This window comes from Streptococcus sp. 544 (assembly GCF_013277385.1).
Taxonomy (GTDB): Bacteria; Bacillota; Bacilli; order Lactobacillales; family Streptococcaceae; genus Streptococcus; species Streptococcus mitis_BA.
Genome location: NZ_VMMU01000004.1, coordinates 24,855 through 38,840, shown reverse-complemented (window position 1 = coordinate 38,840; position 13,986 = coordinate 24,855). Strand labels below are relative to the sequence as shown.

Here is a 13,986-nt window from a genome sequence, read left to right as displayed (position 1 = left end):
TGATTATAGATAACTTTTCGTCTATACTTAGGGGTGAACACAATGTGATACTTACAATGCCACTTTGTGTGCGATAAACTATGAGCCTTTTGTGCCATATTTTTCTCCTTTCGCTTTACAATTGGCTTGAACACCTTTATTGTATCGCGTTCGGAGTTTTTTTGGGGTATAACCTTCGACGCGCACCCGCATAGCGGGTGGTTTTTTTGTCTCGCACCTAACGGAGCGAGACGGACTAATAGTCACACAATAAAACGCATATTATTAGGTATAAAAACTTGATACTATGCGTTTTATAGAGAAATGAAATAAAATCTGAACAAATCAATTAGGAATTTAAAGCATTTTATAACAACGTTTTAGAGTAATGGGGTGCTATTTCAACTTTAACCTACTATAATACAGAAAAAACAACTCCCTGATGATTCAAGGAGTTGTCTATAGTTAAGTTAAATTAGTTTTTAGAAGCTTCTTGAAATTCTGGGTTTTTCCATGCTTCGTCAATAATAGCTTGCAATTCTTTAGCAGATGCTTGCATTTTTTGAGTTTCTGCGTCGTTCAATGGGATATTTACTGGACGAACGATACCATGTGCACCAACAACAGCTGGTTGACCGATAAAGACGTTCTCAACTCCGTATTGACCTTCTTGGAATACTGAAAGTGGAAGTACTGCATTTTCATCGTCAAGGATTGCTTTAGTGATACGAGCAAGGGCTACTGCGATACCGTAGTATGTTGCACCTTTTTTGTTGATGATTGTGTAGGCTGCATCACGAACACCTTCGAACAATTCAATCAATTCAGCTTCTTGAACATTTTGAGTGTCTTTAAGGAATTCTTCAAGGTTTACACCAGCGATGTTTGCGTGTGACCAAACAGCGAACTCAGAGTCACCGTGTTCACCCATGATGTAAGCGTGAACTGAACGAGCATCAACATCCAATTTTTCAGCAAGTGCTTGACGGAAACGAGCTGAGTCAAGTGAAGTACCTGAACCGATAACGCGTTCTTTAGGGAAACCAGAGAATTTCCAAGTTGAGTAAGTCAAAACGTCAACTGGGTTAGCAGCAACAAGGAAGATACCTTTGAAACCTGATTCAACAACTTGAGTTACGATTGATTTGTTGATAGCAAGGTTTTTACCTACAAGGTCAAGACGAGTTTCACCTGGTTTTTGAGGCGCACCTGCAGTGATCACAACAAGGTCAGCGTCTGCACAGTCAGAGTATTGAGCTGCATAGATTTTTTTAGGTGAAGTGAAGGCAAGGGCGTGACTAAGGTCAAGTGCGTCACCAACAGCTTTTTCATGCAATTGTGGAATTTCGATAATTCCAAGCTCTTGTGCAATTCCTTGGTTAACAAGTGCAAAAGCGTAAGATGAACCTACAGCACCATCACCGACAAGGATAACTTTTTTGTGTTGTTTAGTTGAAGTCATTGTTCTAAACATCTCCTTAATTTTATTAGGGGATTTTCCCCAGACAACTTCATTCTATCACTTTTAAAAAACTTTGTCACGAATATGCCTTATAGTTCTCAATGTAAACGTTTTAGTGGTTTAGAGGCTGAAATAGATGGGAATTTATGGTATAATGTTGTTACTTACTAATTGTGAAATGAGGCATTTATTAATGCAGGATAAAAATTTAGTGAATGTCAATCTGACAAAGGAGATGAAGACGAGCTTTATCGATTACGCCATGAGTGTTATCGTAGCCCGGGCTCTTCCTGATGTTCGAGATGGCTTGAAACCTGTTCACCGTCGAATTCTCTACGGAATGAATGAATTGGGTGTTACTCCAGACAAACCTCATAAAAAATCTGCTCGTATTACAGGGGATGTCATGGGTAAATACCACCCACATGGGGATTCCTCTATCTATGAAGCCATGGTCCGCATGGCTCAATGGTGGAGCTACCGTTACATGCTTGTAGATGGTCATGGGAACTTTGGTTCCATGGATGGTGATGGTGCTGCCGCCCAGCGTTATACTGAGGCACGTATGAGCAAGATTGCTCTAGAAATGCTTCGAGATATCAATAAGAATACGGTTGATTTCGTCGATAACTATGATGCCAATGAACGGGAACCCTTGGTCTTGCCTGCACGTTTTCCAAACCTTTTGGTCAATGGAGCAACTGGTATTGCCGTTGGGATGGCGACCAATATTCCCCCTCATAATCTGGGTGAAACCATTGATGCAGTGAAGTTGGTCATGGACAATCCTGAAGTGACTACCAAGGACTTGATGGAAGTCTTGCCTGGTCCAGATTTTCCAACAGGTGCCCTTGTCATGGGGAAATCAGGCATTCATAAGGCTTATGAAACAGGTAAAGGTTCTATTGTTCTTCGTTCTCGTACTGAAATTGAAGAAACTAAGACTGGCCGTGAGCGTATTGTTGTAACAGAATTTCCCTATATGGTCAATAAAACAAAGGTGCATGAGCATATTGTTCGTTTGGTTCAGGAAAAACGGATTGAGGGCATCACAGCAGTTCGTGATGAATCTAACCGAGAAGGGGTTCGTTTCGTAATCGAGGTCAAACGTGATGCCTCTGCCAATGTTATCCTCAATAATCTTTTCAAGATGACCCAGATGCAAACCAATTTTGGTTTTAATATGTTGGCGATTCAAAATGGTGTACCGAAGATTTTGTCTCTTCGTCAGATTTTGGATGCTTATATCGAACACCAAAAAGAAGTGGTTGTTCGTCGTACACGTTTTGATAAGGAAAAAGCGGAAGCACGTGCTCATATCTTAGAAGGTCTCTTGATTGCGCTAGACCATATCGACGAAGTGATTCGTATCATCCGTGCTAGTGAAACAGACGCAGAAGCACAAGCTGAGTTGATGAGTAAGTTTAAGCTTTCTGAACGTCAAAGTCAGGCTATCCTAGACATGCGTCTTCGTCGTTTGACAGGTTTGGAACGCGATAAGATTCAGTCTGAGTATGATGACCTCTTGGCTCTGATTGCGGATTTGGCGGATATTCTTGCTAAGCCAGAACGTGTTTCTCAAATTATCAAAGACGAATTAGATGAAGTTAAACGTAAATTTTCTGATAAACGCCGTACAGAGTTGATGGTCGGTGAAGTCTTGAGTCTTGAAGATGAGGACTTGATTGAAGAATCGGATGTCTTGATTACCCTTTCTAACAGAGGCTACATTAAGCGTTTGGATCAGGATGAATTTACTGCTCAAAAACGTGGGGGTCGTGGTGTCCAAGGAACAGGTGTTAAGGATGATGATTTTGTTCGTGAGTTAGTGTCAACTAGCACCCATGATCATCTGCTCTTCTTCACAAATAAAGGGCGAGTTTATCGTTTGAAAGGTTATGAAATTCCTGAGTATGGTCGGACGGCCAAAGGATTACCAGTAGTCAATCTCTTGAAATTAGATGAAGGCGAAAGTATTCAGACTATTATCAATGTTGAGTCTGATCGCAGTGATGATGCTTATCTTTTCTTTACAACCCGTCATGGTATTGTGAAGAGAACCAGCGTTAAGGAATTTGCTAATATTCGTCAAAATGGTCTCAAGGCTTTGAACCTCAAAGATGAAGATGAGTTGATTAATGTCTTGTTGACGGAAGAAGATACGGATATTATCATTGGTACCAAGTTTGGTTATGCAGTTCGCTTTAATCAATCAGCCGTTCGCGGCATGAGTCGTATCGCCACAGGTGTGAAAGGTGTTAACCTTCGTGAAGGAGATACTGTTGTTGGTGCCAGCTTGATTACTGATCAAGATGAGGTTCTTATTATCACAGAAAAAGGATATGGTAAGCGTACAGTCGCTACTGAATACCCAACAAAAGGTCGTGGTGGTAAGGGAATGCAGACAGCTAAAATTACCGAAAAAAATGGCTTGCTGGCCGGTCTTATGACTGTTCAAGGGGATGAGGATTTGATGATTATCACTGATACAGGTGTCATGATTCGAACCAATCTTGCCAATATTTCACAAACAGGACGCGCAACTATGGGAGTTAAAGTAATGCGCCTGGATCAAGATGCTCAGATAGTGACCTTCACAACGGTTGCAGCGGCAGAAAAAGAAGAAGTTGGGACAGAAAATGAAACAGAAGGTGAAGCATAATGTCTCAAAAAAATAATAAAAAGAAAAACAAGCGAAAAAATCTGCTGACAAATATCCTAGCAGGATTTCTGATAGTACTGTCACTGGCTTTGATTTTTAATGCGCAAATTCGAAATATTTTCATGGTCTGGAATACCAATAAGTATCAAGTTAGCCAGGTATCAAAAGAAAAAATAGAAGAAAATCAGGATACAGAAGGAAATTTTGATTTTGATTCGGTCAAAGCGATTTCTTCGGAAGCTGTTTTAGCTTCTCAATGGGATGCTCAAAAATTACCAGTTATTGGGGGAATTGCAATTCCTGAATTGGAAATGAATTTGCCGATTTTTAAAGGACTTGATAATGTTAATCTCTTCTACGGCGCTGGTACAATGAAACGCGAGCAAGTAATGGGAGAAGGAAATTATAGTCTAGCTAGTCACCATATCTTTGGTGTTGATAATGCTAATAAAATGTTATTTTCTCCTTTAGATAATGCTAAAAATGGTATGAAGATTTATCTAACCGATAAAAATAAAGTTTATACCTATGAAATACGTGAAGTCAAACGTGTGACACCGGATCGTGTTGATGAGGTTGATGATAGAGATGGGGTCAATGAAATCACATTAGTAACCTGTGAAGACCTTGCTGCTACAGAACGTATTATTGTAAAAGGTGATTTGAAAGAAACAAAAGATTATTCACAAACATCTGATGAAATCCTAACAGCTTTCAATCAACCGTATAGACAATTTTATTAATACAAATCAGTGAAATCATGGATTTCACTGATTTTTTAAGATTTTCATAAAAATAAACTTTTATGAAATACGGAAAACGCTTCCTTAATTCTAAAGTTTGTGATATAATTATCAAGAAAAAAGATTTAGGAGTTTATTATGGTTTCTTCAGAATTTATCTCAAAGATTGAATTTGCTTGCAAGAAGAAAGAAAGTCTTTATAGCCAAAGCAAATTTAAGTATGCGATTCGTTCTATGTTTGCAGGTGCATTTTTAACCTTCAGTACTGCTGCAGGTGCAGTTGGGGCTGACTTGATTAATAAAATCGCACCAGGTAGTGGACGTTTCCTCTTCCCATTTGTCTTTGCTTGGGGCTTGGCCTACATTGTTTTCTTGAATGCTGAGTTGGTAACATCAAACATGATGTTCTTGACTGCAGGTAGTTTCTTGAAAAAAATCTCTTGGAGAAAAACAGCTGAGATTTTACTTTACTGTACCTTGTTCAACCTTATCGGGGCTTTGATAGCAGGTTGGGGCTTTGCCCACTCAGCAGCTTATGCACATCTGACACACGATAGTTTCATCTCAGGGGTTGTTGAGATGAAGTTAGGCCGTTCAAATGAATTAGTCTTACTTGAGGCGATTTTGGCAAATATTTTCGTTAATATTGCGATTCTTTCATTTGTTTTGGTCAAAGATGGTGGTGCCAAACTTTGGCTTGTGTTGTCAGCGATTTACATGTTTGTATTCTTAACAAACGAGCACATTGCCGCGAACTTTGCTTCTTTCGCGATTGTAAAATTCAGTGTTGCTGCTGACTCAATTGCCAACTTCGGTGTTGGAAATATGCTTCGTCACTGGGGTGTAACCTTCATCGGAAACTTTATCGGAGGAGGCCTCTTGATGGGTCTTCCATATGCCTTCCTCAATAAAAATGAAGATACTTATGTAGATTAAGAAAATGAGCACGATTGAGTCGTGCTTTTTTCGATTTTTAAAATAAGGTAATAGTTATTTATTATATCAAAATATAGAAAACTGATATTTGTAAACTATAACTCAAGGTGCTACAATATCCTTAATCAAACTATATGGAGGTCGCCTTATGATTCGTGATTTTAAATTTGAAACATTACAATTGCATGCTGGTCAAGTTGTGGATCCAGCTACCAAGTCTCGTGCAGTACCGATTTATCAGACTACATCCTTTGTTTTTGATGACACGCAGGAAGGTGCCGATTTGTTTGCCTTGAGAAAACCAGGGAATATCTATACTCGTATTACAAATCCTACAACGGCTGCCTTTGAAGAAAGAATTGCTGCTCTGGAAGGTGGTGTTGGAGCTCTTGCAACCGCATCAGGTATGGCTGCAGTGACTTATACGATTTTGGCACTTGCCCATGCTGGTGACCATGTTGTAGCAGCATCAACTATTTACGGTGGGACTTTCAATCTCTTGAAAGAAACCCTTCCTCGTTATGGGATCACAACAACCTTTGTCGATGTGGATAATTTGGAGGAAGTAGAAGCAGCGATCAAAGACAATACCAAGCTTGTCTTAATTGAAACCTTGGGCAATCCCTTGATTAACATTCCTGACTTGGAAAAATTGGCTGAGATTGCGCATAAACACCAGATTCCACTCGTTTCGGACAACACTTTTGCTACACCATATTTGATTAACGTCTTTTCTCACGGTGTTGATATTGCCATTCACTCTGCGACTAAGTTTATCGGTGGGCATGGTACGACTATTGGTGGAGTGATTGTCGATAGTGGGCGTTTTGACTGGGCGGCTTCAGGGAAATTCCCTCAATTTGTTGAGGAAGACCCAAGCTATCATAACTTGAGCTATACTCGTGATGTAGGTGCGGCTGCCTTTATTATCGCTGTCCGTGTTCAATTGCTCCGTGATACAGGTGCAGCCTTGTCGCCATTTAATGCCTTCTTGTTACTCCAAGGACTTGAAACCCTTTCACTTCGTGTGGAACGGCATGTGCAAAATGCAGAGAAAATTGTTGATTTCCTTGTCAACCATCCTAAGGTAGAAAAGGTCAATTATCCAAAACTTGCTGATAGTCCTTACCATGCCTTGGCTGAGAAATATTTGCCAAAAGGTGTGGGCTCAATCTTTACCTTCCATGTCAAAGGTGGGGAGGCAGAAGCCCGTAAGGTAATTGATCATTTAGAAATCTTCTCTGACCTAGCAAACGTGGCAGATGCCAAATCGCTTGTTGTCCATCCAGCTACAACCACTCACGGTCAATTGTCAGAAAAAGACCTTGAAGCAGCAGGTGTCACACCAAACCAAATTCGTTTGTCAATCGGACTTGAAAATGTAGAGGATTTGATCGAAGATTTGCGCTTGGCCTTGGAAAAAATTTAAAGTAAAAGAAGATAAACAGTGGGTTTCGACTCGCTGTTTTTGATTTTCCTTTAGGCATGATATAATGGTTAAAGAAGTCTAGAAAGAGGAACGATATGAACGAAATCAAATGTCCCAACTGTGGGGAAGTCTTTACAGTAAATGAAAGTCAGTATGCCGAACTTTTGTCTCAAGTGAGAACGGCAGAGTTTGATAAGGAATTGCACGACCGGATGAAGCAGGAACTGGCCTTGGCTGAGCAAAAGGCCATGAATGAACAACAGTCTAAACTAGCTCAAAAAGACCAAGAAATTGCTCAATTACAGAGTCAAATCCAAAACTTTGATACAGAAAAAGAATTGGCCAAGAAAGAGGTTGAACAGACAAGTAATCAGGCCTTATTGGCTAAGGATAAGGAAGTACAGGCCTTGGAAAACCAATTGGCGACCTTGCGTTTGGAGCATGAAAACCAGCTCCAAAAGACCCTTTCTGATCTAGAAAAAGAACGTGATCAGGTTAAAAACCAACTTCTTTTACAAGAAAAAGAAAACGAGCTTTCTCTTGCTTCTGTTAAGCAAAACTACGAAGCCCAGCTCAAGGCAGCCAGTGAACAAGTCGAATTTTACAAGAATTTCAAAGTCCAACAATCTACAAAAGCGATTGGGGAAAGTCTGGAACACTATGCAGAGAGTGAGTTTAACAAGGTACGTAGTTTCGCCTTTCCAAATGCTTACTTTGAGAAGGATAACAAGGTTTCTGCGCGTGGTTCTAAGGGGGACTTTATCTTCCGTGAATGCGATGAAAATGGAGTCGAAATCATTTCCATTATGTTTGAGATGAAAAATGAAGCAGATGGAACAGAGAAGAAGCACAATAATGCAGATTTTTACAAGGAATTAGACAAGGACCGTCGGGAGAAGAACTGTGAGTATGCCGTTTTGGTGACTATGCTTGAGGCCGATAACGACTACTTTAACACAGGGATTGTTGACGTCAGCCATGAGTACGAAAAGATGTATGTGGTTCGTCCTCAATTCTTTATCCAGTTGATTGGTCTCTTACGTAATGCGGCGCTTAATTCCCTAAAATACAAGCAGGAGCTGGCCTTGGTTCGCGAACAAAATATTGACATTACGCATTTTGAAGAAGATTTGGACGCCTTTAAACTAGCTTTTGCCAAGAACTATAACTCAGCTTCGACCAACTTTGGAAAAGCTATTGATGAAATCGATAAGGCCATAAAACGGATGGAAGAGGTTAAGAAATTCCTAACCACATCTGAAAACCAACTCCGTCTCGCAAACAACAAATTGGAAGATGTTTCTGTTAAAAAATTGACTCGAAAAAATCCAACCATGAAAGCGAAATTTGAAGCACTGAAGGGGGAGTGAGAAAGCAAAAATGAACGGTATTATCAACTTAAAAAAAGAAGCGGGGATGACATCGCATGATGCGGTTTTTAAACTGCGTAAGATTTTGGGAACCAAGAAGATTGGTCATGGTGGGACTTTGGATCCGGATGTGGTGGGTGTTTTGCCCATTGCGGTTGGCAAGGCGACACGCATGGTCGAGTTCATGCAGGATGAGGGCAAGGTCTATGAGGGGGAGATTACTCTCGGTTATTCAACGACGACAGAGGATGCTAGTGGGGAAGTTGTCGCAGAGACACCTGTTTTATCGCCCTTGGATGAAAAGCTTGTTGATGAAGCAATCGCTAGTTTGACTGGGACTATTACCCAGATTCCACCGATGTATTCGGCTGTAAAGGTCAATGGTCGCAAGCTCTATGAGTATGCGCGTGCTGGTCAGGAAGTGGAGCGTCCAGAACGTCAGGTGACCATTTATCAATTTGAGCGGACAAGTCCAATTTCTTATGAGGATCATCTTGCATGTTTTACTTTCCGTGTAAAATGCAGTAAAGGGACTTACATCCGTACCTTGTCAGTTGATTTGGGAGAGAAGCTTGGTTATGCGGCTCATATGTCACATTTAACACGGACTAGTGCAGCTGGTTTGCAACTAGAAGATGCTCTTACCTTGGAAGAAATTGCTGCAAAAGTGGGGGCTGGCCAATTGGACTTTCTTCATCCTCTAGAGATTGGGACAGGAGACCTTGTCAAAGTTTTCCTAAGTCCAGAAGAGGCTGCAGAAGTGCGCTTTGGTCGTTTTATAGAGCTCGAACAAACGGACAAAGAACTGGCTGCTTTTGAAGGAGATAAATTGCTAGCCATTCTAGAAAAGCGAGACAATCTCTACAAGCCAAGGAAGGTTTTTAGCTAGTCTAACTGGGGGTGTAGGGATTAGAATTGTTTCCCCTAAACTATCCAAAACCAGACTATAAATTTTGCAAAAAATGTGATAGAATAGACGACGGATAAAAAAACGGAGGATAGCATGCAAAATAGACCAATCATTATCGGAGTGACAGGTGGTTCTGGTGGTGGTAAGACCAGTGTTTCGAGAGCCATTTTATCGCATTTTCCTGATGAAAAGATTTCCATGATTGAGCATGATTCATACTACAAGGATCAGTCTCATTTGACCTTTGAAGAGCGTATCAAAACCAACTACGACCATCCTTTTGCCTTTGATACAGACTTGATGATCGAGCAGATTAAGGAATTGTTGGCGGGTCGTCCGGTGGACATCCCGACTTATGACTATACAGAACATACACGGAGTAGCAAGACCTATCGTCAAGAGCCTCAAGATGTCTTTATCGTTGAGGGGATTTTGGTCTTGGAGGACAAGCGTCTGCGTGATTTGATGGATATCAAGATTTTTGTGGATACAGATGATGATGTGCGCATTATTCGTCGTATTAAGCGCGATATGGAAGAACGTGGCCGTAGCCTTGATAGCGTTATTGACCAGTATCTAGGCGTGGTCAAACCCATGTACCACCAGTTTATCGAGCCAACCAAGCGGTATGCTGATATTGTCATTCCTGAGGGAGTCAGCAATACAGTTGCTATTGACCTGTTGACGACCAAGATTGCAAAGATTTTGGAAGAAGCTCGAAACAGCAAATAATCAGATGTGGAGGCCTTGCCTCCTTTTTCTATTTTTCCCTCATAATGGTACATAAATGGAGATTTTTAGGCATATTTTTGGTATAATAATACCCATGAAAGAGCAAGTAAATGAATAGTAGGTGGAGATGGAAAAGTATTTATCGGTAACAACTTTGACCAAGTATCTGAAAATGAAATTCGATAAAGACCCTTACTTGGAACGGGTCTATTTAACTGGTCAAGTTTCCAACTTTCGTAAACGACCGACTCACCAATATTTCTCCCTAAAGGATGACCATGCAGTTATTCAAGCAACCATCTGGTCTGGGATTTATCAGAAATTAGGTTTCGACCTAGAAGAAGGGATGAAAATCAATGTGATTGGGCGTGTGCAGGTTTATGAGCCAAGTGGTAGCTACTCCATTATCATTGAAAAAGCTGAACCTGATGGGGTTGGTGCGCTTGCGATTCAGTTTGAACAACTTAAGAAAAAATTGACGGAAGAAGGCCTGTTTCAAGAACGTTTCAAGCAACCTCTGCCCCAATTTTCTAAGAGAATTGGTGTAGTGACCAGTCGCAGTGGAGCCGTTATTCGAGATATTATCACGACCGTCAGCAGGCGCTTTCCAGGTGTGGACATTCTTCTCTATCCGACCAAGGTTCAAGGAGATGGAGCAGCAGAGGAAATAGCTCGAAATATTGCGCGTGCCAATCAACGTGACGATTTGGATTTGCTGATTATTGGTCGTGGTGGAGGTTCTATTGAGGATCTCTGGGCCTTTAACGAAGAAATTGTGGTACGAGCTATCTTTGAATCTCGCTTGCCAATCATTTCTAGTGTTGGGCATGAGACGGATGTAACCTTGGCAGATTTTGTAGCGGATCGTCGGGCGGCAACGCCAACAGCAGCTGCTGAACTAGCAACACCTGTTACCAAGTTGGATGTATTAGCTCATTTGCAAAATCAAGAAAAACGGATGGCAACAGCAGTCCGAAATGTCCTATCTAAGAAACAAGAAGCTTTGAAAAAATGCAGTCAGTCTGTTATCTTTAGACAGCCAGAGCGCTTGTATGACGGTTATTTGCAACGATTGGATCAACTGCAACTGCGCTTAAAACAAAGTTTGCAAACACGGATTTCTGATAACAAACAGATAGTCCAAGCAAGGACGCATCGACTGGTACAATTATCACCCGTTACCAAAATCCAACGCTATCAAGACCGCTTAAGCCAGTTGGACAAGCTCCTACGTAGCCAAATGGCGCTGGTTTATGACGCCAAGGTTGCTGAGGTCAAGAGACTTTCAGAAGCCTTGCTCATGTTGGATACCAGTCGAATTGTGGCGCGTGGTTATGCTATTGTCAAAAAGGAAGAGTCCGTTGTAGATTCGGTTGAGAGTTTGAAGAAAAAAGACCAAGTGACGCTTTTGATGCGAGATGGTCGAGTAGAATTAGAGGTTAAAGATGTCAAAACAAAAGAAATTTGAGGAAAATCTAGCAGAACTGGAAACCATCGTCCAAAGTTTGGAAAATGGTGAGATTGCTTTGGAAGATGCGATTACTGCCTTTCAAAAGGGCATGGTCTTGTCAAAAGAGCTCCAAGCTACGCTAGACAAGGCTGAAAAGACTTTGGTCAAGGTTATGCAAGAAGACGGAACAGAAAGTGATTTTGAATGAAAAAGCAAGAAAAATTAGCTCTTGTCGAGTCAGCCTTGGAAGACTTTTATGGAGACCAGCAGTTTGCCTCTAGTTTGCGAGAGTCTGTTCTCTATTCCATTCATGCTGGTGGCAAGCGTATTCGCCCTTTTCTTCTGTTAGAAGTTCTGGAAGCCTTGCAGGTGGCTATTAAACCAGCACATGCACAGGTGGCCGCGGCCTTGGAAATGATTCATACAGGTAGCTTGATTCACGATGACCTTCCTGCTATGGATGATGATGATTACCGTCGAGGGCGTTTGACCAACCATAAGAAATTTGGCGAAGCAATGGCAATTTTGGCTGGAGATGCTTTATTCCTAGATCCTTACGCCTTGATAGCGCAGGCAGATTTGCCAAGTCAGATTAAGGTGGACTTGATTGCCAACTTATCTCTTGCTTCAGGAAGTCTAGGCATGGTAGCAGGGCAAGTTTTGGATATGGAAGGTGAACACCAGCATTTGTCTTTGGAAGAACTTCAGACCATTCATGCTAATAAGACTGGAAAACTACTAGCCTATCCCTTCCAAGCGGCTGCTATCATTGCGGAATTGGCTCCTGAAATTCAGGCAAAACTTAAAACTGTAGGTGAATTGATTGGGCTTGCTTTTCAAGTTAGAGATGATGTGTTAGATGTGACCGCTAGTTTTGAGGAGATCGGCAAGACACCACAAAAGGATCTACAGGCAGAAAAGTCAACCTATCCTGCTTTGTTGGGTTTGGAAGAGGCTATTGCCTTTTGTAACCAAACTCTGGATCAAGCTAATGCCAAATTAGAAGAAATTGCCCAGCAGATTCCCTTTGAAACAGAATCGATTGTAAAAGTAGTAGAAAGTTTGAGAATCAATGGCTAAGGAAAGAGTGGATGTACTAGCTTATAAACAGGGTTTGTTTGAAACGCGAGAACAGGCCAAGCGCGGTGTCATGGCTGGCCTAGTCGTAGCAGTCCTTAATGGAGAACGGTTTGATAAACCAGGAGAGAAAATCCCAGATGACACCGAGCTGAAACTTAAGGGTGAAAAACTCAAGTATGTCAGCCGTGGTGGCTTGAAACTGGAGAAGGCCTTGCAGGTCTTTGATTTGTCAGTGGAAGGAGCTACAACGATTGATATTGGGGCTTCTACTGGAGGATTTACCGATGTTATGTTGCAGAATGGTGCTGAGTTAGTCTTTGCAGTTGATGTTGGTACCAATCAGTTGGCTTGGAAATTGCGCCAAGACCCAAGGGTTGTCAGCATGGAGCAGTTCAATTTCCGCTATGCTGAAAAGATTGATTTCGAGCAGGAATCGATCTTTGCCAGTATTGATGTGAGTTTCATTTCCCTCAGTCTGATTTTGCCAGCCTTGCACCGAGTCTTGGCAGATCAAGGACAGGTTGTGGCTTTGGTTAAGCCCCAGTTTGAGGCAGGACGTGAGCAGATTGGGAAAAATGGGATTATTCGAGATGCCAAGGTCCATCAACATGTCCTTGAATCTGTCACAGCTATGGCAGTAGAGGAAGGATTTTCAGTTCTTGGTTTGGACTTTTCTCCCATCCAAGGTGGACATGGAAATATTGAATTTTTAGCGTATTTGAAAAAAGAAGAGTCAGCAAGCAATCAGGTTCTTGCTGATATTGAAGAAGTAGTAGAGAGGGCGCATAGTCAATTTAAAAATGAATAAAAAAGAGAGACTTGAAAAAATTAGACGATTTGTGACAGATTATCAAATCGGAACGCAAGAAGAAATCGTAGAACATTTGAAAGAGGCAGGAATCACTGCCACTCAAGCGACAGTATCCAGAGATATCAAAGAACTAGGTATTGTCAAAATTCCTTTGAGAGACAACACCTATGTCTATGAATTGCCAAAATCAATCGTAAAAAGTTTGCAACTAGCTGAAGACAATATCGAATCGGCTGAATTGATGGACAAGATGATCAATCTCCAAGTTATCCCAGGAAATACAGCTTTTGTAAAAGCTCAGTTAACCGAGACGTTTGTGGACAAGATTTTTAGCTGTTTGGCTGATGATAGCTCGATTTTGGTTATTGCCAGAAGTGAAAGTCTAGCTGAGGAAATCTTTGAACAAGTAAAAAATTGGTAGG

The 13,986-nt window shown here is 41.3% G+C and carries 14 protein-coding genes; 12 read left to right on the top strand and 2 right to left on the bottom strand.

Translation table 11 applies throughout. From position 1 onward, the window contains the following. Both HT728_RS02340 and HT728_RS02335 read right to left on the bottom strand, forming a co-directional pair. The coding region (locus HT728_RS02340; protein ID WP_173233557.1) for a transposase at window positions 1-98 on the bottom strand (98 nt) is incomplete at its 3' end. Between the two features lie 356 nt (window positions 99-454). After that, entirely contained in the window at window positions 455-1,441 is a 987-nt protein-coding gene (locus tag HT728_RS02335) for an L-lactate dehydrogenase (RefSeq protein WP_000204727.1), read from the bottom strand. A 193-nt stretch (window positions 1,442-1,634) separates the two neighbouring features. Between HT728_RS02335 and gyrA the strand changes: the two genes are divergently transcribed. The 12 genes from gyrA (at window position 1,635) to HT728_RS02275 (ending at window position 13,985) form a co-directional block, all read left to right on the top strand. Continuing rightward, window positions 1,635-4,103 carry a DNA gyrase subunit A gene (gene gyrA, locus HT728_RS02330; RefSeq protein ID WP_173233555.1) on the top strand — a complete coding sequence of 823 codons (2,469 nt, stop codon included), beginning with the start codon at window positions 1,635-1,637 and terminating at the stop codon, window positions 4,101-4,103. Continuing rightward, on the top strand, window positions 4,103-4,846 hold the full coding sequence (gene srtA / locus HT728_RS02325) for a sortase SrtA (RefSeq protein ID WP_050242740.1): 744 nt from the start codon (window positions 4,103-4,105) through the stop codon (window positions 4,844-4,846). Before gyrA ends, srtA begins: the two co-directional genes overlap by 1 nt. Before the next feature lie 138 nt (window positions 4,847-4,984). Beyond that, entirely contained in the window at window positions 4,985-5,782 is a 798-nt protein-coding gene (locus tag HT728_RS02320) for a formate/nitrite transporter family protein (protein WP_020900680.1), read from the top strand. A 148-nt stretch (window positions 5,783-5,930) separates the two neighbouring features. Next, the gene (locus HT728_RS02315) at window positions 5,931-7,211 is read left to right on the top strand and encodes an O-acetylhomoserine aminocarboxypropyltransferase/cysteine synthase family protein (protein WP_173233553.1); all 1,281 of its coding nucleotides are present in this window, start codon (window positions 5,931-5,933) and stop codon (window positions 7,209-7,211) included. 95 nt (window positions 7,212-7,306) lie between these two features. Then, entirely contained in the window at window positions 7,307-8,581 is a 1,275-nt protein-coding gene (locus HT728_RS02310; RefSeq protein WP_173233551.1) for a DUF2130 domain-containing protein, read from the top strand. A 10-nt stretch (window positions 8,582-8,591) separates the two neighbouring features. Continuing rightward, window positions 8,592-9,470 carry a tRNA pseudouridine(55) synthase TruB gene (gene truB / locus HT728_RS02305; RefSeq protein ID WP_173233549.1) on the top strand — a complete coding sequence of 293 codons (879 nt, stop codon included), beginning with the start codon at window positions 8,592-8,594 and terminating at the stop codon, window positions 9,468-9,470. Window positions 9,471-9,584: 114 nt separating this feature from the next. Then, entirely contained in the window at window positions 9,585-10,223 is a 639-nt protein-coding gene (udk, locus tag HT728_RS02300) for a uridine kinase (RefSeq protein ID WP_001181365.1), read from the top strand. A gap of 127 nt (window positions 10,224-10,350) precedes the next feature. After that, window positions 10,351-11,691, top strand: coding sequence for an exodeoxyribonuclease VII large subunit (xseA, locus tag HT728_RS02295; protein ID WP_173233546.1), 1,341 nt, complete (start codon window positions 10,351-10,353; stop codon window positions 11,689-11,691). Continuing rightward, window positions 11,669-11,881 carry an exodeoxyribonuclease VII small subunit gene (locus HT728_RS02290; protein ID WP_000043230.1) on the top strand — a complete coding sequence of 71 codons (213 nt, stop codon included), beginning with the start codon at window positions 11,669-11,671 and terminating at the stop codon, window positions 11,879-11,881. Before xseA ends, HT728_RS02290 begins: the two co-directional genes overlap by 23 nt. Beyond that, window positions 11,878-12,753, top strand: coding sequence for a polyprenyl synthetase family protein (locus HT728_RS02285; protein WP_173233544.1), 876 nt, complete (start codon window positions 11,878-11,880; stop codon window positions 12,751-12,753). Before HT728_RS02290 ends, HT728_RS02285 begins: the two co-directional genes overlap by 4 nt. Next, window positions 12,746-13,561, top strand: a complete 816-nt coding sequence (locus tag HT728_RS02280) for a TlyA family RNA methyltransferase (RefSeq protein WP_173233543.1) — start codon at window positions 12,746-12,748, stop codon at window positions 13,559-13,561. Before HT728_RS02285 ends, HT728_RS02280 begins: the two co-directional genes overlap by 8 nt. Beyond that, window positions 13,554-13,985, top strand: coding sequence for an arginine repressor (locus HT728_RS02275; protein WP_020902883.1), 432 nt, complete (start codon window positions 13,554-13,556; stop codon window positions 13,983-13,985). The genes HT728_RS02280 and HT728_RS02275 overlap by 8 nt, the downstream gene beginning before the upstream one ends. The last annotated feature ends 1 nt before the right edge of the window (window position 13,986 follow it).

Coding starts and splice junctions, on each gene's coding strand:
- HT728_RS02335 (WP_000204727.1), bottom strand. CDS start 1,441: ATGACTTCAACTAAACAACACAAAAAAGTTATCCTTGTCGGTGATGGT.
- gyrA (WP_173233555.1), top strand. CDS start 1,635: ATGCAGGATAAAAATTTAGTGAATGTCAATCTGACAAAGGAGATGAAG.
- srtA (WP_050242740.1), top strand. CDS start 4,103: ATGTCTCAAAAAAATAATAAAAAGAAAAACAAGCGAAAAAATCTGCTG.
- HT728_RS02320 (WP_020900680.1), top strand. CDS start 4,985: ATGGTTTCTTCAGAATTTATCTCAAAGATTGAATTTGCTTGCAAGAAG.
- HT728_RS02315 (WP_173233553.1), top strand. CDS start 5,931: ATGATTCGTGATTTTAAATTTGAAACATTACAATTGCATGCTGGTCAA.
- HT728_RS02310 (WP_173233551.1), top strand. CDS start 7,307: ATGAACGAAATCAAATGTCCCAACTGTGGGGAAGTCTTTACAGTAAAT.
- truB (WP_173233549.1), top strand. CDS start 8,592: ATGAACGGTATTATCAACTTAAAAAAAGAAGCGGGGATGACATCGCAT.
- udk (WP_001181365.1), top strand. CDS start 9,585: ATGCAAAATAGACCAATCATTATCGGAGTGACAGGTGGTTCTGGTGGT.
- xseA (WP_173233546.1), top strand. CDS start 10,351: ATGGAAAAGTATTTATCGGTAACAACTTTGACCAAGTATCTGAAAATG.
- HT728_RS02290 (WP_000043230.1), top strand. CDS start 11,669: ATGTCAAAACAAAAGAAATTTGAGGAAAATCTAGCAGAACTGGAAACC.
- HT728_RS02285 (WP_173233544.1), top strand. CDS start 11,878: ATGAAAAAGCAAGAAAAATTAGCTCTTGTCGAGTCAGCCTTGGAAGAC.
- HT728_RS02280 (WP_173233543.1), top strand. CDS start 12,746: ATGGCTAAGGAAAGAGTGGATGTACTAGCTTATAAACAGGGTTTGTTT.
- HT728_RS02275 (WP_020902883.1), top strand. CDS start 13,554: ATGAATAAAAAAGAGAGACTTGAAAAAATTAGACGATTTGTGACAGAT.